Source organism: Croceibacter sp., from assembly GCF_002716225.1.
GTDB classification, from domain to species: domain Bacteria; phylum Bacteroidota; class Bacteroidia; order Flavobacteriales; family Flavobacteriaceae; genus Croceibacter; species Croceibacter atlanticus.
Map to the genome: position 1 here is coordinate 105,814 of NZ_PAZX01000008.1, position 19,706 is coordinate 125,519.

A 19,706-nucleotide genomic window follows, 5' to 3' on the forward strand; every position below is an offset into this window, starting at 1 on the left:
ACCTTATGCAGCAAATACTCAGCTTCCTTATTCGGAACAAAAATACCTTGCTGTTTCTTTTCTTGTTTGCTATATCATTAGCGTTTACTGTTGAGTCTCACTCCTATCATAAAAGTAAATGGATAAGCTCTACCAACTTTTTAAGTGGCAATGTTTTTGGTTTTGGATCATCTATAGATTCTTACTTTAATCTTAGAGACGTAAATACAACATTAGTAAAAGAAAACCAGCAATTACGATTGCAGTTAGAACGATTTAAATCTATACCTATAGACACAAGTTTTACTGATACTGCAACCTATAACTCACCTTATAAATTTTATAATGCTACTGTAATTGCCAATAGCTTTTCAAAAAAGGACAATTATATTCTTATAAACAAAGGACAAAAAGATAGCATTAAACCAGATATGGGTGTAATTACACCAAATGGTTTATTAGGGATTATTGAAAACACATCTTCTAACTATTCTAGAATTATTTCAATATTAAACAGCAACCTTGAAATTAATGTAGGTTTAAAAAAATCTGACCATTTTGGAACATTAAGTTGGAATGGCGAGTCTCCTTACAAAGCTCAACTTATAGATGTTGGTAGATTAGCACCTGTAAAAGTTGGTGATACTATTATAACTTCAGGTAACTCATCAATTTTTCCGAAAGGTATTCCTGTAGGAAAAATCAGCGACTTTAGTTTAGACCAAAGTAAAAGTTACTATAAAATTAATGTTGAACTCTTTAACGACATGACTGGCATAGGTCCTGTATATGTTATTGAAAATTTAATGAAACCAGAATTAGATTCACTTAAAAACTCAACAATATTAAATGAATAATCCATTTATACATATTGTCCGTTTTGTGGTTTTAATCTTACTACAGGTATTATTGTTAAATGACATTAATTTTTTAGGGTATATAAATCCTTACCTATATATTTTATTCATCATATTATTACCTGCAGGTATTAATCAAACTCGCTTGTTATTCTTTAGTTTCCTATTAGGTATAACTGTGGACATGTTTGAAGATTCTGGAGGAATGCATGCTTGCGCATGTCTGCTAATGGCATACGTAAGGCCACTTATCCTAAGGTTCTCATTTGGTTTAAGTTATGATTACCAAACCTTAAAATTCAGCAAAACACCATTTGGGTCAAGACTTACGTACATTACCCTAATGGTACTTGTACATCATTTAACACTATTTTCTTTGGAAATTTTCAATGCTTCCCATATACTAAGCATATTGAAAAACACGTTGTTTTCAGGAGTATTTAGCATACTCGTCATAATTATAACAACAACACTTTTTAGCAAAAAAAGAACTTGAGAAAACTCTTACTATTTAGCATCATAATCATAACAGGTTTCGTTTTTTTAGGACGATTATTTTACCTGCAAATTTTCGATGATTCATTTCAGGCACTTTCGGCAAACAATGCGTTAAAGGTTGTTTATGATTACCCACAACGCGGTTATATCTTTGATCGGGACGGAAAGCTATTAGTAGCCAACCAGCCATCTTATGATGTTATGGTTATTCCTAGAAATGTAAAGCCTTTCGACACACTAGAGCTTTGTAATATTTTAAGTATTACAAAAGANCAACTTGAAGAACGCCTTACAAAAGCTAAAATTTGGTCTCCNAGATTATCTTCGGTAGTCGTACCTCAACTCACCAAAAAAGAATATGCTTTTCTTCAGGAAAAAATGAGGAAATTTACGGGGTTCTATATTCAAAAACGTTCACTTAGAGATTACAAAATAGATGATGCAGCTAATGTTTTAGGATATATNGCAGAGGTTAATAATGGTGACATAAAGAAAAACCCATATTACCAATCTGGAGATTTAATAGGNAAACAAGGTGTAGAGGAGCAATACGAAGAAATTTTACGCGGAAAAAAGGGNGTAAAATATATTCAGAAGGANAGGTTTAATAGAGATATTGGGCCTTACAAAGAAGGCGTATATGACACGTTACCTGTAAAAGGTAAAGACCTAACTATTACTATAGACTCTAAGTTACAAGACTATGCAGAACAACTCATGGTAAATAAAAGAGGTGGTATTGTGGCTATCGAGCCTTCTACTGGTGAGATATTAGCTCTAGTTACTGCTCCAAATTACGATCCTTCTATGCTAGTGGGAAGAAAACGATCTAGAAATTACACCAAACTATATTACGACAGCATATCTAAACCATTGTTTGANAGAGGNTTGCAAGGAGAGTATCCGCCAGGCTCACCTTTTAAAGCTTTAACAGCGCTTATTGGCTTAGAAGAAAATGTGGTTGACACTAAAGAACGTTTTAGCTGTCATATGGGATATTCTTATGGTAAACGTGGCCATATGGGTTGTCACAGTCATGCATCTCCTTTATCTATGGTACCTGGAATTGCAAATTCTTGTAATGCATATTTTGCGAATGTTTATCGAAGAACTATTGAAAAGTATGATACACCACAAGAAGGTATAGACCGATGGAAGAAACATTTGTCAAGTTTTGGTTTAGGAAATTACTTAGGAACAGATCTTCCAATAGGCAAAAAAGGATTAGTACCAGATTCANATTTTTATAATCGTGCCTATAGGTATCCTACCTACAAATGGTATGCTACAGCAACACTATCTAATGCAATTGGGCAAGGTGAAGTANTAATGAGTCCTATACANTTAGCCAATATGATGGCTGCTATTGCTAATAGAGGATGGTTTTACACGCCACATATACTTAAAGAGGTAAATGGAAAACCTATTGAAGATAGCAACTACACAGAAAAAAAATACACCACAGTTTCACCAGAGAATTTTGAACCGGTTATTGAAGGTTTACATGATGTATATAACTACGGAACTGCTAATTTTCTTAAAGTTCCAGGAATTGAAATCTGNGGAAAAACAGGAACTGCNGAGAATTTTACAAAAATTGATGGTAAGAAAACTCAACTAACAGATCATAGTGTATTTATCGCATTTGCACCTAAAGAAAACCCTAAAATAGCCTTAGCCATTCTCGTTGAAAATGGATATTGGGGCGCACGCTATGCNGGNAGAATAGCAAGTTTACTTATCGAAAAGTATTTGAAAGGTGAAATTACAAGAACCGATTTAGAAAAGTGGGTTTTAGAAAATAGTTTGCANGANGAGTATGCAAAACCAGTTAGTGGNGAACCATTTAAAATAAATCAGTAATGCTTAGAAGTATCGCTAATTTTGATTGGATTACAATACTCATATTCTTTGTACTTGTTGGTTTTGGTTGGGGAAATATTTACTCCGCATCCCTAAGCGACGCTGCCACTGGTTATTTGGACTTAGGGCAACCATACGGCAAACAACTCTTATTTATAATTCTTAGTGTATTTCTTATCATAATCATGTTAAGTATAGAGGCTAAGTTTTATGAGAAGTTTTCTGGNGTTATTTATATAATAGCACTACTCTCTTTAATNGGANTATTTGTTTTTGGNAAAACCATATCTGGAGCTACCTCTTGGTATAGTTTCGGTAGTTTCAGCTTACAACCAAGTGAGTTTGCCAAAGCTGCAACAGCATTAGCACTCNCTAAATATATTAGTGATATTGAAACTAATGTAAAGAACATAAAACACCAATTAAAGGCTTTTGTAATTATTGCTTTGCCGGCTTTAATTATTATACCACAACCAGATCCTGGCAGTGCTTTGGTNTACGCAGCATTTTTCTTCCCTTTATATAGAGAAGGTTTAAGTGGTGTTTATTTAGCCGTTGGTATTTCTGCAATAACTTTATTTGTAACCACATTGCTAATAGGACCATTAATGGTTTCTATCTGCACAGCAACCCTTTTAATTTTAATCTTTTTATTTAATAGAAAACGAAAGCCAAAACTTTCTCATTACTTAGGTTTGCTCATTATTGCTGTNGGGNTAGCNTATTCTGTAAGCTACATTTTTAATAANGTNTTTGAACAACGTCATAGAGACCGTTTTAATATTGTATTAGGAAAAGAAGTAGATAGTAAGGGTATTGGTTACAATACCAACCAAAGTGAAATTGCTATAGGTAGCGGAAGTTGGTTTGGTCGTGGTTGGACAGAAGGCACACAAACAAAAGGAAACTTTGTTCCAGAGCAACATACAGATTATATTTTTAGTACTGTTGGTGAAGAATGGGGATTTTTAGGAAGCACCTTAGTTGTTGTATTATTTGTTGCGCTTTTACTGCGGATAATTTACTTAGCAGAACGGCANAAAAGACAATTTAATCGAATTTATGGCTATAGCGTAGCCGGTATTTTATTTGTTCACTTTTTGGTTAATATTGGTATGGTTACTGGCATATTTCCTACAGTTGGTATACCTCTTCCTTTTTTNAGCTATGGTGGTAGTGGTCTTTGGGGTTTCACAATTTTACTTTTTATATTTATTAAATTAGATTCAGAACGACTTACATTTTGGTCTTAACTANTNTCTCTACATCTAATATTATAAATAAAATCCAAAAAAAATACCCGACTTNTTAAAGCCGAGTATTTTACTCTTTTAGTATAGGTATTACAATCAAAGATTAGTTTTTATAACTACCTGGAGGATATCTTTCAATAATTTCCTTTACTATTTCTTTAATACGCTCTTCTTTACGTTCAATATTATTTGAGGTAACTAAAGCTGCAGAGCCCATACCTTGCCATACTAACTCTTTACGATCTGCATCTATAAAATCTATATACAAAGTACCTTCTGTGGTAGAGCTAACAGTGTTGTAACCTGTACCCCAATAAAATGGTTGCCATCCCCAACCATACCAGCCACCATAGCCTAAGTTATTATTATAAATGTTTACATTTTCCTTAGTCTTTGTAAATATGCTTACAAGCATATTAGGATTTTCAGATTTAGTAAAGCCTTTAGCAGTAAGCTCAGCTTCAATAGCACGTAAAATACGTTTCTTGTCTATATCATTAATTTCAGCCTTATCAATGCCAGGCTTAAAGAAGGCAAAAGTGTTGTAAGAGTCNAAGTTTGCATCTTTATCATAATCTGCAGCAACACGAACACTGCTACAAGATGATAATACTAATACAAAGACTCCTAAAACTAATAGTTTAAATGAGTTCATAATGGTAATGTTTTTAATAGTGATATTTATAACGAATTAAGCAAATGATCGTCTACTAAATTTGGCAATGTAACTTTAAGGTTTGGNTCACTTTCCATAGCTCGTTTTATAGCAAAAATCGCTTCATCATTACGAGCCCAAGATCGTCTTGCAATCCCATTATTAACATCCCAAAATAACATAGAACGTAACCTATTTGCAGCCTCCTTNCTACCATCAAGAAGCATACCAAAGCCACCATTAACAACTTCTCCCCAACCTACACCACCACCATTATGGATACTAACCCAAGTGGCTCCTCTAAAACTATCTCCAATTACATTATGTATAGCCATATCTGCTGTGAAACGACTACCATCATATATATTCGAGGTTTCACGATACGGTGAATCTGTCCCAGAAACATCATGATGATCTCTTCCTAAAATAACTGGNCCAATTTCGCCATTGTTAATTGCAGTATTAAAAGCTTCTGCTATTTTCATACGGCCATTNGCATCTGCATATAAAATTCTGGCTTGAGATCCCACAACTAATTTATTCTCCTGAGCACCTTTTATCCAAGTAATATTATCTTGCATTTGNTGCTGTATTTCTTTTGGAGCCTCTTTCATTAATTGCTCTAAAACTTTAGTTGCAATAGCATCTGTTTGTTGAAGATCTTCTGACTTTCCTGAAGCACAAACCCAACGAAATGGTCCAAAACCATAATCGAAGCACATTGGCCCCATTATATCTTGAACGTAACTCGGGTATTTAAATTCTTTATTAGCTTCAGTTGACATGACATCTGCTCCTGCTCTAGAAGCTTCAAGTAAAAATGCATTGCCATAATCAAANAAATATGTTCCNTTCTCTGTGTGTTTATTAATTGCTTTAGCTTGTCTTTTAAGGCTTTCTTGAACTTTCTCCTTAAAAGCCTCTGGTTTATTAGCCATTAAATTGTTAGCTTCTTCGTAAGTTAAACCAACTGGATAGTAACCACCAGCCCAAGGATTGTGTAGGGAAGTTTGATCGCTNCCTAAATCTATAGTAATATTTTCTTTNTCAAAATGCTCCCAAACTTCAACNATATTTCCTTGATATGCTATAGATACCGTTTCCTTGTTTTGCTTTGCTTTTACAACACGTTGAGATAATGTATTTAAATCATCTATTACTTCATCTACCCAACCTTGCGAATGTCTTGTATGTGTTGCTTTTGGATTAACTTCTGCACAAACTGTTATACATCCTGCAATATTACCTGCTTTTGGTTGCGCGCCACTCATTCCTCCTAAACCAGATGTAACAAATAAACCACCTTTGGTTTCTTTATTTATTTTTCTGAAGCCATTAAGNACTGTAATCGTTGTACCGTGAACAATACCNTGAGGACCAATATACATATAACTTCCTGCCGTCATTTGACCATATTGNGTAACNCCTAATGCATTAAACTTTTCCCAGTCATCTGGTTGCGAGTAATTAGGGATCATCATACCATTGGTAACTACAACACGTGGTGCTTCTTTATGAGANGGAAACAATCCTAACGGATGCCCAGANTACATTACCAAAGTTTGCTCATTATTCATAGTTGCCAGATACTGCATGACNAANCTATATTGTGCCCAGTTTTGAAANACCGCACCATTACCACCATAAGTAATTAATTCGTGTGGGTGTTGTGCTACTGCGTGGTCTAGGTTGTTTTGTATCATTAACATTAAACCCTTTGCTTGNTCNCTNTCACCTGGATACTCTTCTATNGGTCTTGCNTAAATCTTATAATCTGGACGAAACCTATACATGTATATACGACCATANTTCTCTAACTCTTGTTTAAACTCAGGAAGCAGTGTTTTNTGATGTTTNGCTTCAAAATAACGAAGGGCATTTTTAAGAGCTAACTTTTCCTCTTCTGCAGTAAGAATTTTTTTTCGTTTTGGTGCATGGTTAACTGTTGCATCATAATGTTTAGGTGCAGGTAAGTGTTCTGGTATCCCTTGTAAAATTTCGTCTTTAAAAGTCATATTGTGTGTTGGTCTTTAGATATAAGATTTAGGGTGTCTTTATTTATGATCTATTTTTTAGCTTTATTGAATCCATATGGGCAATGGCGGCAGCCACTTTCACAACAGTAACCTCTTTTTAAATGGTATTGTTCTGTAAAGCACTTGTAGCCTTCTGGAGTTAGATAATAATCTCCNTCTTCAATAGGTATTCGCTTTTTAAATTNCATCTGTTGTGTTCTTTCAACACAAAAATAAGATTCTTATCTTGAACTTATGTTTGTGATTGTAAATCGATTTCTTTTGCGCGAAGGATTTAATGGGATTACCCTTTGGCCATTTATAATACTAAGGAGTAATTCTCTTAAAAATGATCCAATACTTTTAAATCATGAGCGCATACATTTAAGACAACAACTGGANTTATTGATTGTCTTTTTTTATATATGGTATGCTGTTGANTTTTTACTGAAGTGGTATAAATATGGAAACAGGNTCATTGCCTATAAAAATATTAGCTTTGAGAGAGAAGCCTACACTAATGAAACAAATTTATCATATTTAAAGAATAGAGGACTTTGGAGGTTTTGGAAGTATTAATAAATTTTAGCGATGAACAATAACTTGAAATCTTTCATAATCTGAAGTACCAAAAGTAGCCCTAAAGCCAAAATCTCCTCCTATAATTTCACCCATTAATTGTATAGTATGTGTACCTGCTGGCAGTTCTACAAATCCATTACCTACAATATAATACCATCCATTACTTATTGATATATTTCCTCCGCTTTCATTTTCATCGTTTACAAATATAGCAGATGCATAACCATACCTATCTGAATCGTTTGCCAATGCATCATTTGCATCTGTACCTACTCTAATATAACTTCTAAAATTACGTGGATGACCGTCTTGAATAATACCTGAAGATTCGCCAAATGGAGTAATAATAGTTGGTAGTGAATATGTAATATTTACTAAAGAGCTTTCTAAAAGTGTAATTGTCGTTGAAAATACAAGCTGAGTGATCCTCGCACCAGTAGTTTCCATAAATACACCATTCCCAAGAAAATTTAAATTATTTTGATCCATGTACACTTGAGTTAGTGTTGGTTGTAAAATCAAATTTCCTTCGTTATCAACATAAACTGGTTCGGGAATTGAATTAATATTTATGTTATTATTAGCTTCATTCAGACTTTCTATTCTNATTGTTTCGTTTGCTCCNGAAATATGCAATGCTTCTTGAGGATTTGTATTTTTAATTCCTACATCTCCATTATTATTCACCCTAAAGTTCCCATTTGAATAAGTACCATTAGAGTTGGTTGTAACTCCTAGTGTAATTCCGCCATCAGACCAATAATCATTATCTGTAACATCTACGCCCCAAAGTGGAGCNCCTTCATCTGTAGTACGACCAGAGATCCAATATTTATTATTTCCAGGNTTTGTTCCCGTATTTGCTAATTCAATTAAGCTAAAACCATTATCGCCAGTATTAATATTTCCACTCTTTAGAACTTTCAAAACAGAGCTATGGTCTTGACCTCCGCCACCTACATCTTGATCTTCTATAGTTAAGACATCTTTTTCTCCAGTTAGGCTGTTGTCTTGTGTAAACGTATATGCATTATAATTTTCTGTACTTGTGGCTTCAAAAGCGCCGTTAGGATTTGGTGTATTTATACCAAAAGCACCATTAGTAAAATTAAGGTCTTCACCGTTCATATCATAGGTTCTCGGCTCTTCTGACTGTGTTAAATCATCCTTTCCTAAATTTTTATCACCCAATGGAATCCAAGTTGTACCATCCCAATAATGAAAACCTTTTCCTGTACTTGTGTTAGTATTATATACTAATAAACTTTCAGCAGAAGATATTTCTAAAGCATTTGCCAAACCTGCAATTGGAGCTATGTTTGAAAGGTCTGTAATATTTATTCTGGGTATTAAAATGCCCTTATCTCTTGCATCTACATCTAAAAGAGATCCGTTATTTGGCGTAGTTGTATTAATACCTACTTGAGACCAACTTGAATAAGAAAGTAATGCAATAAATAGCATTACAATAAGACGGTAATTATTAACCATATATAACTTTTATTAAGGGTATAAAAGTAATACGCAAGACATTAAGCGCTTGTTAAATATTAGTTAACTCGCTGAGATGCAACATTTAAAGATAAAATACAATTACTAGTGATGTAATATTAAATTGTGTTGTGAATATGAATCTATACATTAAAAAGCATGTATCTACTCACCCAGATATACAAAAACGTTAGTGATTAAACTAGAAGGCACATTGTTTAGAGGTTCGTTAGATCCTCCAGAATTGACAACAACTTCATGAGTATGATTGCCTTCGCTTGCTGTGTTTCTTGATACTGAATTTTTATTTGCAACTTGTTCTGTATAAATTTCTGTACCACTTGATAGTAATGGTCCTAAATTTACATTTATTATACCTGCGACTGTAAGCATTATATCACCAAAGGTTAAATCTACAACAACCTCAATCTCATCACTTCCTTTATCTTGATACTGGTGACCATGATCACCTTTAACATCTGTAGTTGCTGTTGGTAAATTATAATTTGGCAAATTAGCTTGTGTAATTGAAACTGTATTACTTCCTTCTGTGCTAGCTAATGTTTCTGAACCATTTTTGGCTTTCAAAAATTTATCGGTTGCATCAGGTAAATTAGTTGCAGTAACTCCAAAAATTGCTTCAGCATGAGCCTGTGCCTTTGGTGGTAATGAAGAAATTAAGCGTCCATCTAAAATATACCAGCCACCATGATCTTCTATTTGAAAACCATTTTTAATATCTCCAATAGTATTACCAGAAATGCCATTCCATTTATTGTCTTTCCAATAGTAAAAACCTTCATTTCCCGGATTGGTATTGTAAACTAACAATCCTTCAGAATTTCCTTCTGGAATATTAGTAATTGGTGAAATAGAGTTTGCATCTGGAAGGTTTATTCTTGGGATTAAAATTCCTTTATCTGTACTTTCAATATCTAAAATAGAATCTTCTGCAGGTGAATCTGTATTTATCCCTACTTGCGAAAACACTGACATAGAGAACAGCAAACTAATAAAAATTGAAACGTTGAGTTTTAGTAGGTTCATTTAACTTCAATTATCATTTACAATAATAAATGTAATCGAATAGTGAGTATTATCCTACTTAACAGACACTAAATAGCTTAAATACAAATATTTGTGATTAGTTATAATTAAGCTGTGATGAAATTTAATTTTTATGTTCTTTTGAATGAGATTGAGATGTAGTTCTCGTTGGTTTTAATGGCTGAGGTCCAATTGGAAACCTTACTCCTACATGCTTAGATGAAACCTCGCCGTTGGAATTTAAAGAATCTGCTCTGTTAGCTACTATGTGCCATGAGAATGGAACATTTGAATTTCCATTATTTAATTCGATTACAGTAAATCCTGTTTGAGATTTATTGGTTACAAAAACTCCATTACAATCTCCTTCTAATTGAATAAATACCTTAAGTGGAAATTTATCTGAAACAAAAATAGACTTACTTAATAATGGATCTAAAGTTATAGTGGCTTTACCATTAACTAATTTTCCAGTACCATAATCTTCAAATAGAATTTCAGGTGCTTCTGGTGCAAATAAAACTCTTTTATTTCCTTCATTATCATTTACAAGGGTTGAGACACTACCGCCACCTATAATTTTATAATTAGTATTACCAACTTTCATTGCTACATAAGCATAATCTCTATGATCTACAAAAACACCTCCTCCGTTTATATTATTATCTTGATTACCATCAAAAAAACCACCAAAATAGTCACTTCCATCGTAACCAGCTAAGACTGCAACTGGATCATCGTCTGCAGGGTCAACAGCGCTACCTGATTTGTTTAATCTAAATGATGCAGCTTGTCTTATACCTGAAGTACCTGTTGCAAGACCATATACACCAGTAAATTCACCATTCCCTACGACACCTGCACCTGTATCGGGAAATAACACTTGATTTCCGTTATTACCTATACCAGCAAATCCAATTCCTCGAGAACTAGTGCCGGTTCCTGTTCCACCAATTCCACCTCCATTAAAATTTCCACCAACACCTGCATATGTCAAAATCCCAGAATTGCTACCAGAAGCAACAATTCCAACTCCGTTTACAGCAGTATTAGTTGCTAAAATAGCACGACCAGTGGCATTAGCGGTATTTGCATTTATTGCATTTTCAGTTCCTGTTGATGTAACTGTAAGTCTAGCTGCTGTATTAGGTGCTACATTTACACCAATATTTCCATCCGTACCATCAATTCGCATTCGTTCTGTAGCATTAGTTCTAATTACCAAGTCTGCATTATCTATTGTACCCAAATAATTGTTTGCTGGATTAGTTCCTATATTTCCTAATAAAGACCAATCTTTTCCATTAGTTCCATCCAAGGCTACCCAACGTGAACTATCCCAATAATAAAATCCTGGAGCAACTGCGGTTGAGCCTGTTCCTGCTGTAGCAGTATTGTATACCAAAAGTCCCGTAGCTGGAGCATTAATAGGATTAGTTGCATCATCTGTAGCTACTAATGACACTCTAGTAGTTAAAAATCCTTTATCAGCAGCAGTTAGTTCAAGTTTTGCACTAGCTACAGCACCTACAGTTCCTATACTGGTATCACCATCTTCGTCTACTCTAAATGTACCTGAGCTATATGTTCCATTTGTGTTTTCTGTAATACCAAGAGTTAATCCACCTTTAGACCAAAAATCATTGTCTGTAATATCTACTCCCCAAAGCACTGCAGACTCATCAATCTTCCTTCCTGAAATCCAATACTTATTAGCACCAGGATCTGAGCCTGTGTTTGCCAATTCAATTAAGCTAAACCCATTATCACCTGAGTTAATATTACCACTTTTTAGCACTTTTAGTACAGAACTGTGGTCTTGTGCACCGCCACCTGCATCTTGATCTTCAATAGTAAAGACATCCTTTTCTCCAGTTAAACTGTTATCTTGAGTAAATGTATAGGCATTATAATTTTCTGTACTTGTAGCTTCAATTGCACCATTGGGATTTGGTGTATTTATACCGAAAGCACCATTTGTAAAATTAAGATCCTCGCCATTCATATCATAAGTTCTTGGCTCTTCAGACTGAGTTAAGTCATCTTTTCCTAAATTTTTATCTCCTAAAGGTATCCAAGTTGTGCCATCCCAATAATGAAATCCTCTTCCAGTTGTATCATTAATATTATATACTAATAGACTTTCTGCAGCCATTTCTTCTGCAAATGATATAAGTCCAGAAATTGGGGCAATAGTTGTTAAATCGGTAATATTTATTCTTGGGATTAAAACTCCTTTTTCTCTAGAACTAACATCTAAAAGTGCACCGCCATTAGGATCGGTAATATTTATGCCCACTTGCGCGTAAGTAAAGGGTAACACACCTAATACCAGTAGAGTAACAATAAGATATTTTTGTAGTTTTATTTTCATAGCTTGTAAGATATACACTACAATTATATTTAAATAATTATTAAAAACAATATATTAAGCTAATTTATTTGCAATAAGTATATTTTAACCGTTAAATTATTGTGCTATATGAGTTCATTATGCTATTTAATTGCATAAAAAAACCTCCTTGAATAGGAGGTTTTTCAACTAAGATTATGTGCTATAAATTACTTCACAATTAAACGTTTTTGGAAGGACCCTAAAGTTGAATTAACCTCAACGAGATACAACGCACTTTCTAATTTTGATATGTCTATTTTATTAAGGCCATTAGTTCTTTTAATAACTTGTTTCCCCATAAGATCATAAATCACAATTGAATTAATGCCTATTGATTGTGGATTAGATATTAAAATAAATTGGCTTGCTGGATTTGGTGAAATAGTAATTGAACTATTTAAATTTATATCGTTAGCTCCCAATACATTTGTTTGAAATACTAACTTAAATCTATCTGAAGCTCTACTTGAATTAGTTTCATTTACATTAAAATTCACAATTGTTTCTCCATTAATATTTAAGGGAGTTTGTGTATTTAAATATGCATCATACAAGTACACAAGTGTTGAAGGTTCTAAATCTTCAAATTGAAATTTAAATTTGTAATTATCTTCTCTGTAATTTGTGATAGATAATTCAATTTCATCTTCTGCAATTGCATATGCTCTACGCTGTATACTAAATTCTTGATCTTCAATTTTAGTAGATATATTTTCATCTAAATTAGAATTTTTAATTGCATCTAATTGAGTTACAGCATTAGTATCCTCTTCACTAAAAATTATGCGAGTTCCATCTTTTAATTCATCTTCGCTGTTGTAAAGTGCAACTCCTATGGATTGTTGCTCTAACTCTGCAAAGAAAACATTTGTACCATTACCAGATAAGTCTTTAAAGCCTTCTGTAAACTGTAGTGCCGCAGCACCATTAGTTACTGTGTTTACAAACGCAGCTTGACTAGGTTGCAAAAACTTATCAGCAGAAGACAGAGAAATACCTGTTCCAAACGTAAGGCTATTTGTGTTCTCTTGCGTATCTACAGTAACAAAAGCACCTCTACTATTAATTGTTGGATCATAAACGTGATAATACCTTTGGTTTAAGTTTGTTGTATTTTGTAATACTAAAGCCATATCTACCGATGCTTGGTACGGATTAGCAATCAATGAAGATCCATTTTCAACAGTACTAATATTAGGAGAGTTAAAGTTTCCTATGTGAAGCTCACCAATAGATTCTAATATTGTGTTAGAAGGAGTTGCGTTGTTATCTGTCAAATCAATAGTTCTATCTCCTCTTACCATTAACAAGTATGCATTACCCACACTTAGAGTGTTAGCATTTGTGTTTGGTAATACTTCGTAATTTTGCCCAACAGTATTTAAAGTAAATATAGATGGATTATTAGTACCAGTAGCGTCAAAACCATTTGTCGTTCCACCAGCACCTGTTATATGAGTACCAAAACCTTGCACTACATTACCATCTGTTTGCCAGTTCTCTCTAATAGTTGTTGTTGTAGTAACTGGAGACGCTACTAACCTATATGCTCTTTTAGCAGGAAAATAGCGCTGCACTAATACATTTCCTACAATAGATCCTCCTGTAACTTCATCTAACATTCCGTTAGTATGAGTCTGACTTAGCTCATCATAGGTGTTTAAAAATGAAAGTTGATTGTTCGTATTTAAAACTCCGTTAGAAAGATTCATTGTTCCACTAATTGAAACAGGTGTTTGTAATGTTTTGGTTGAATTACTTGCAACAGTAAAGTTATTTAAAGCTATAGCATTTCCTGAAATAGTTTGATCACTAGTCCCATTAAGCAGTAAAGTGCCTGTACCTGCATTTAAAGAACCGTTATTTATTAAATTTCCTGAAATAGAAAGTGTTGCATTTCCTAAATTTAAAGTAGATCCAGTTGAAATTGTTACATTATTAGCAATTACCTCATTAGTAAACGTCGGGTTACCTGAGACAATTTCAATATTATCAATATTCGTTGAAGGATTATCTACTAATGTTGGGTTATTTGGGGTCCAAACTCCTGCATCAAATTCAAAATTAATAGGAACTCTTACTGTGGTAATCTTTATGTCATCAATTGCCATATCACTAGTAAAACTAGTTCCAGTGGTAGCGTCAAATCTAAATTTAACGGTACGCCCAGCATAATCACTTAAATCTACTGTCTCATCGTTCACCCAATTTGCACCTTGATTACCTGTACGTGTCCAAATAACTTCTGTCCCAGAACTTGTCTGTGCAGTGAGGTTAAGAGTTCCCATACTTGCTCCAGACATATGGTAGTCGAAAGAAATTTGAGCTGAATGAAATTCTGGAAATTGAAAACACGGAGAACCAATTACTGCTTTCTTACTAAATGAACTCGTATTATTAACATCAGATGATTCAACAAACATATATTTCTCACCTTGGTTTGCAGTTGCAGGACCTGTATTTTGAGAAGGTGTAGCAAATTGCGTACGAATCCAAGAGGCATTATTATTTAAGGAACCACATGAAGAAATGTCTTTATCCCAAACAAAATCTTCAAAATCCATAACATATGGAAATGTTGATACTGTTTGTAAGCAAATTGCAGGACTAGTTGCATTTATGAATGCACATTCAAGTTCATCAATTGGCTCTACTCCATCTACAACTGGTCCTAAAGTGATATCAATAAATGGGGAAGAATCACCAGGTCTTAAAACTTTTATAAATGAAGACCTTCCACTATTTCCTCTAGTATCACACCTGCTATCTCCACCAACTCGTTTTGCTCCTTTCAAGGCAGCCATTAGTTTATCAGCTAATGTTCCATTTGTATTTAAAAAAGCAGTTTCCATATCTGTTAACACATCTGAATCCCATAAAATATTACCTTGTATGGCATAATTTACACCAGTAATATGATCTGCAAAACTACCTGTTCCATTACCTGTAAAACCAGCAGTAGTTAAGTTGCCAAAATCATCGAATCCTACAACTCCGTATTGTCTTGTGCTGGAGTTTCCCTGAAAATCATTTGCAGCCATATAAGCTACAATTTCTTGAGGTGTATCTCCTGCTAACATTCTGTTTCTTGCTATTGTTTGATTTTGGGCAACATAAGCAGCTTGAGTATTAATTCCTCCAATTATAGCTCCTGAATTATTAGTAATTAAATCGCCCAGAAAATCTATTGTTTGAGCTACGCAACTTGTACCAGCACTCCCAATTTCACCTGTAGAAGGATCATATGCTACAATTGAAAATGTGTCTCCGTCTTCTAAATTTTCTCGTTCGTAATAGGTGTTTTTTTCTTGTTTAGTATTAATGTTTTCACTAGTTGAATTCGTATCGTTTGTATAATAAAATATGTAAGTTAGGAGTACCACGAAAGGTATTAGAAAATAAAAATTTCTAGGTTTCATAAAATGTTTGGGGATTAATTGTAAAGTTTATTTTAATATCTTCTTAGAAGTGTAATTGTCATCATATTTCTTGCTGCTGTATCAGTATAACCTGGAGACCCTTCATATAGATCAGAATCTAATCCCCAAAAACCAAATCCATTTAGTGTTGGAGTAAATGGACCATCAGAATTATTTTGACTCCATTCTTTAGCTCTTACTTTAAAATTATATGTTTGTCCTTCTTGAAGATCAACATTATAAATTATATTACCCTGTCGTGAAAGAGCTAAAAAGGTTCTTGTATTATTTGTATTATCATCTTGAATTCTCTTTGAAGAAGATCTTATAAAAGCTTCTGCTACCTTAACATCATCAATTTCTAACCAAACTGAACAAGTGCCATTTGCGTCATAAGAGTTTGATTCGTTTCCTCTTATACCTGCTGCGTAATAACCAATAACATAAATTTGGTAAGTCCCACTTTGCGGCGCAACAATATCATTATCTAGACCTGGAAGTGTGTAGATTGTTGTCTGATCTTCTGCTCTTACAGTTTCTGTTTGTGTAAACTGTCTACTATATCCTTCAGAAAAAACTTTACCCCATTCACTTCCATTCCAAAAATAAAAACCTGGACTAACTACATCACTACCTGCACCAGCATTATTTGTGTTATACACCATCAAGCCCTCTGTTAAAGAAGGAGTTACACTAACATCATCTTGTCTTGAGTTAAGAGATACTCTATTAATCAAAAAGCCTTTATTAGCATCATCAAGTTCTAGTAATGCATCTTCATTAACATCTGTAGTACCTATACCTACTTGTGAGTAAGAATTAAATGTAATTGCAGCAATAAAAAAAAGTGAAATCAACTTCATATTAGTACTGTTTAATTAAAGAAATTGTCATTGTACCTAATTGTGCATCATCAGTTGATGAACCTGGATAATCTGCAACATTAGTTTGCCTTCCAATAACTGGCCTCTCTGTAGTATTAACACTTAACCACTCTCTACCTACAGCAAATATCCTATATGTATTTGAAGCACTTAATTCTAAATTATGAACTATTGTAGCTTGGTTACCTAAATGGTTAAAAGTTGTTCCTCCAATGTATTTTGAAGAGGATGTTATATACGCCTCCTTAGGTATTTGAAATCCACCTCCATTTTCTCTATACCATAAACCAATAGAACCCTGAGAAGCAGCATCATCTGTTCCCGATTGAGCACCACAAGAATAATATGCTTGTATCACAACTTGATAAATACCACTAAATGGTACGGTAAAATCATCACCAGTATCAAGTCCAGTAATTATAAAATTACCTTCCGTTGTTACAGTTCTTGCTGCAGTTTGTTTGTATTGCAAGGTATAACCTTGATTAAACAGTCTACGCCACGCTGTTCCATCCCAGTAATAAAAACCAGGAGTTACCTGTGTACTACCACTACCAGAGGTTGCTGTATTATAAACTAACAAGCCTGTCGTGGGACTAGGTGTTATTGGTGTTTGATTATCTGTTGCAACTAACGCTACCCTAGTCATTAAAAATCCTTTATCAGAAGCATTCAAGTCGAGGAGAGCACCAGGCGCTGGATTATCTGTATTTATACCAACCTGAGAATGAGAAAGGAAAGAAAAACATATAAGCATGCTAAACACGCTTATATAATGAGTAATGTTTGGGGCCATAATCATTAATTTGATGTTTCCGAAAGTAACAATTATTTCATAATATTAAAATATTTATGCATTATTAATAACAATATTATGGTTCAACCATACATAATTGATAATATTATAACATTTTAATAAAATTAACATTCGTTTATATTTGATTAACAAAGAGTTAAGAATAAAAAAAATCAATCTAATTTATTCCCGTATTTTTGCTTCATATAAATTCTCATTCCTTCCAAGTAAAAGGCATTCTTATTTTATGACTAATTATCAAGTTTTAGATTTAACAAAAGCTTCAAATAACCCTCACGGGAACAAGAATTTTAAATTAAAATTAAATCTTGAAAAAGCAAAATCAACTCAAAAAAGTACTTTAATTTCTTTCGGAGGTGCTTATTCTAATCATATTTCTGCTTTAGCTGAAATTGGCAAAGCAAATGGCTTTAAAACTGTAGGAGTAATTAGAGGTGAAGAATTAGGTAAAAACCTTCAGCTTACGTTAAGCAAAAATCCATCTCTCCAAAAAGCACATCTAAATGGTATGCATTTTAAATTTATATCTAGAGAAACGTATCGGCAAAAAAATAGTTCGCAGTTTATTAAACTACTGCAAAATGAATTTCCTAACAGTTATATCATTCCAGAAGGCGGCACAAATGATTTAGCTGTAAAAGGATGCGAAGAAATCTTAACACAAGAAACCTCAAGTTTTAACTTTATATGCTGCCCAGTAGGTACTGGAGGCACAATATCTGGGATTATAAATGCATCAAAATCACATCAATCAGTGTTAGGATTTCCAGCATTAAAAGGAGATTTTTTAAATTCTGAAATTAAAAAATATACGAATAAAACGAACTGGAGGCTCNTTACAGATTATCATTTTGGAGGCTATGCTAAAATAAATGAGGCTTTGGTAACGTTTATNAATGATTATAAAAAAAGTAAAAATATCTTATTAGATCCTATTTATACAGCTAAAATGATTTTTGGCTTAGAGGATCTTATACAACTTGGGTATTTTCCTCAAAATTCCCGTATTTTAGCAATCCATACTGGAGGTCTTCAAGGCATATCCGGCATGAACACTTTATTATCTAAAAAAGGACTCCCAACTATAGAAATTTAGCCTATGAATTTTAGAGTATTAGTTTTCTTCATCATATCAACATTCCTATTAGCTTCCTGTGGGAGCAAGAAAAGAGTGGTTACAACAAAAAAAGAGCAAAANGAACGACAAGTTTATCAAGAACAACCTAAAAATAGTAAGAACGAACCTTACGAAGATACGCCTGCAGAAATTCAGGATGATGTTACTAAAACTATAAAGGAGAAAACCTACAAAGACAAGTCTTCTAAATATGTTGCAGACTTTGCAGAAATAGCAATGGAAGAAATGCGAATTTACGGCATACCAGCTAGTATTACTTTAGCGCAAGGTATTTTAGAATCTGGAGCTGGAGAAGGTGAACTTACCAGAAAAGCCAACAATCATTTTGGTATTAAATGCCACGGTTGGAAAGGTGGTAAAGTTTACCATGATGATGATAAAGCCCAAGAATGCTTCAGAAAATATTACGATGCAAAATATTCTTTTAGAGATCACTCATTATTCTTAACTGAACGCAAGCGCTATATGGGTTTGTTTAAATTATCGAAAGATGATTACAAAGGTTGGGCTAAAGGTTTAAAAGAAGCAGGATATGCAACAGACCCAAGGTATCCTAATAAACTNATAAGCNTAGTNGAACGCTATAAACTTTATGAATATGATGCTCAAGTCTTAGGTAAAACCGGAAAAGATGTTAAAAGAGTTACCGAAAATAATAATAGATATACTGTAGAAAAAGGAGACACCTTATACAGAATTGCTAAAAAACATAATATTACTGTAGAGCAACTTAAGGATTTTAATGGCCTTACAAGTAACGATATTTCTATTGGCCAAGTGCTTTACGTAAAACCTCTCCCAAAAGATTTTTAA

Annotated in this window: 15 protein-coding genes; 6 read left to right on the forward strand and 9 right to left on the reverse strand. The window is 33.7% G+C overall.

From position 1 onward, the window contains the following. Positions 1 to 5: 5 nt before the first annotated feature. The 4 genes from mreC to rodA all read left to right on the forward strand — a co-directional run bounded on the left by mreC (position 6) and on the right by rodA (position 4,450). Entirely contained in the window at positions 6 to 836 is an 831-nt protein-coding gene (gene mreC, locus CL818_RS06445) for a rod shape-determining protein MreC (protein ID WP_041240837.1), read from the forward strand. Then, a complete protein-coding gene (locus CL818_RS06450) occupies positions 829 to 1,332 on the forward strand; it encodes a hypothetical protein (protein ID WP_013185885.1) in 504 nt (167 codons plus the stop codon). The genes mreC and CL818_RS06450 overlap by 8 nt, the downstream gene beginning before the upstream one ends. Continuing rightward, on the forward strand, positions 1,329 to 3,197 hold the full coding sequence (gene mrdA / locus CL818_RS06455; RefSeq protein WP_286972358.1) for a penicillin-binding protein 2: 1,869 nt from the start codon (positions 1,329 to 1,331) through the stop codon (positions 3,195 to 3,197). Before CL818_RS06450 ends, mrdA begins: the two co-directional genes overlap by 4 nt. Further along, positions 3,197 to 4,450: a rod shape-determining protein RodA gene (gene rodA / locus CL818_RS06460; protein ID WP_286972360.1), complete on the forward strand. Its 1,254-nt coding sequence runs from the start codon at positions 3,197 to 3,199 to the stop codon at positions 4,448 to 4,450. The genes mrdA and rodA overlap by 1 nt, the downstream gene beginning before the upstream one ends. 103 nt (positions 4,451 to 4,553) lie before the next feature. On the opposite strand, the gene CL818_RS06465 is transcribed toward rodA, so the two are convergent. The 9 genes from CL818_RS06465 to CL818_RS06510 all read right to left on the reverse strand — a co-directional run bounded on the left by CL818_RS06465 (position 4,554) and on the right by CL818_RS06510 (position 17,734). Then, positions 4,554 to 5,105: a DUF4136 domain-containing protein gene (locus CL818_RS06465; RefSeq protein ID WP_286972362.1), complete on the reverse strand. Its 552-nt coding sequence runs from the start codon at positions 5,103 to 5,105 to the stop codon at positions 4,554 to 4,556. 26 nt (positions 5,106 to 5,131) lie between these two features. Continuing rightward, entirely contained in the window at positions 5,132 to 7,120 is a 1,989-nt protein-coding gene (gene hutU / locus CL818_RS06470; protein WP_286972364.1) for a urocanate hydratase, read from the reverse strand. 50 nt (positions 7,121 to 7,170) lie between these two features. Next, the gene (locus tag CL818_RS06475) at positions 7,171 to 7,329 is read right to left on the reverse strand and encodes a C1orf53 family protein (RefSeq protein ID WP_286972366.1); all 159 of its coding nucleotides are present in this window, start codon (positions 7,327 to 7,329) and stop codon (positions 7,171 to 7,173) included. A 376-nt stretch (positions 7,330 to 7,705) separates the two neighbouring features. After that, complete coding sequence (locus tag CL818_RS06485) at positions 7,706 to 9,193, reverse strand: phage tail-like protein (protein WP_286972370.1); 1,488 nt, start codon at positions 9,191 to 9,193, stop codon at positions 7,706 to 7,708. A 165-nt stretch (positions 9,194 to 9,358) separates the two neighbouring features. After that, positions 9,359 to 10,189, reverse strand: a complete 831-nt coding sequence (locus CL818_RS06490; RefSeq protein ID WP_013185892.1) for a phage tail-like protein — start codon at positions 10,187 to 10,189, stop codon at positions 9,359 to 9,361. Positions 10,190 to 10,364: 175 nt separating this feature from the next. After that, positions 10,365 to 12,614, reverse strand: a complete 2,250-nt coding sequence (locus CL818_RS06495) for a phage tail-like protein (protein WP_272973317.1) — start codon at positions 12,612 to 12,614, stop codon at positions 10,365 to 10,367. Positions 12,615 to 12,802: 188 nt separating this feature from the next. Next, positions 12,803 to 16,054 (reverse strand): DUF1028 domain-containing protein, encoded by a 3,252-nt coding sequence (locus CL818_RS06500; RefSeq protein WP_272973316.1) that lies wholly within the window; start codon positions 16,052 to 16,054, stop codon positions 12,803 to 12,805. A 32-nt stretch (positions 16,055 to 16,086) separates the two neighbouring features. Beyond that, entirely contained in the window at positions 16,087 to 16,917 is an 831-nt protein-coding gene (locus CL818_RS06505; protein WP_272973315.1) for a phage tail-like protein, read from the reverse strand. 1 nt (position 16,918) lies between these two features. Next, positions 16,919 to 17,734, reverse strand: coding sequence for a phage tail-like protein (locus CL818_RS06510; protein WP_272973314.1), 816 nt, complete (start codon positions 17,732 to 17,734; stop codon positions 16,919 to 16,921). A gap of 247 nt (positions 17,735 to 17,981) precedes the next feature. On the opposite strand from CL818_RS06510, the gene CL818_RS06515 reads away from it, so the two are divergent. Both CL818_RS06515 and CL818_RS06520 read left to right on the forward strand, forming a co-directional pair. Next, positions 17,982 to 18,851 carry a 1-aminocyclopropane-1-carboxylate deaminase/D-cysteine desulfhydrase gene (locus tag CL818_RS06515; RefSeq protein WP_286972373.1) on the forward strand — a complete coding sequence of 290 codons (870 nt, stop codon included), beginning with the start codon at positions 17,982 to 17,984 and terminating at the stop codon, positions 18,849 to 18,851. 3 nt (positions 18,852 to 18,854) lie between these two features. After that, positions 18,855 to 19,706: a glucosaminidase domain-containing protein gene (locus CL818_RS06520; RefSeq protein ID WP_286972375.1), complete on the forward strand. Its 852-nt coding sequence runs from the start codon at positions 18,855 to 18,857 to the stop codon at positions 19,704 to 19,706.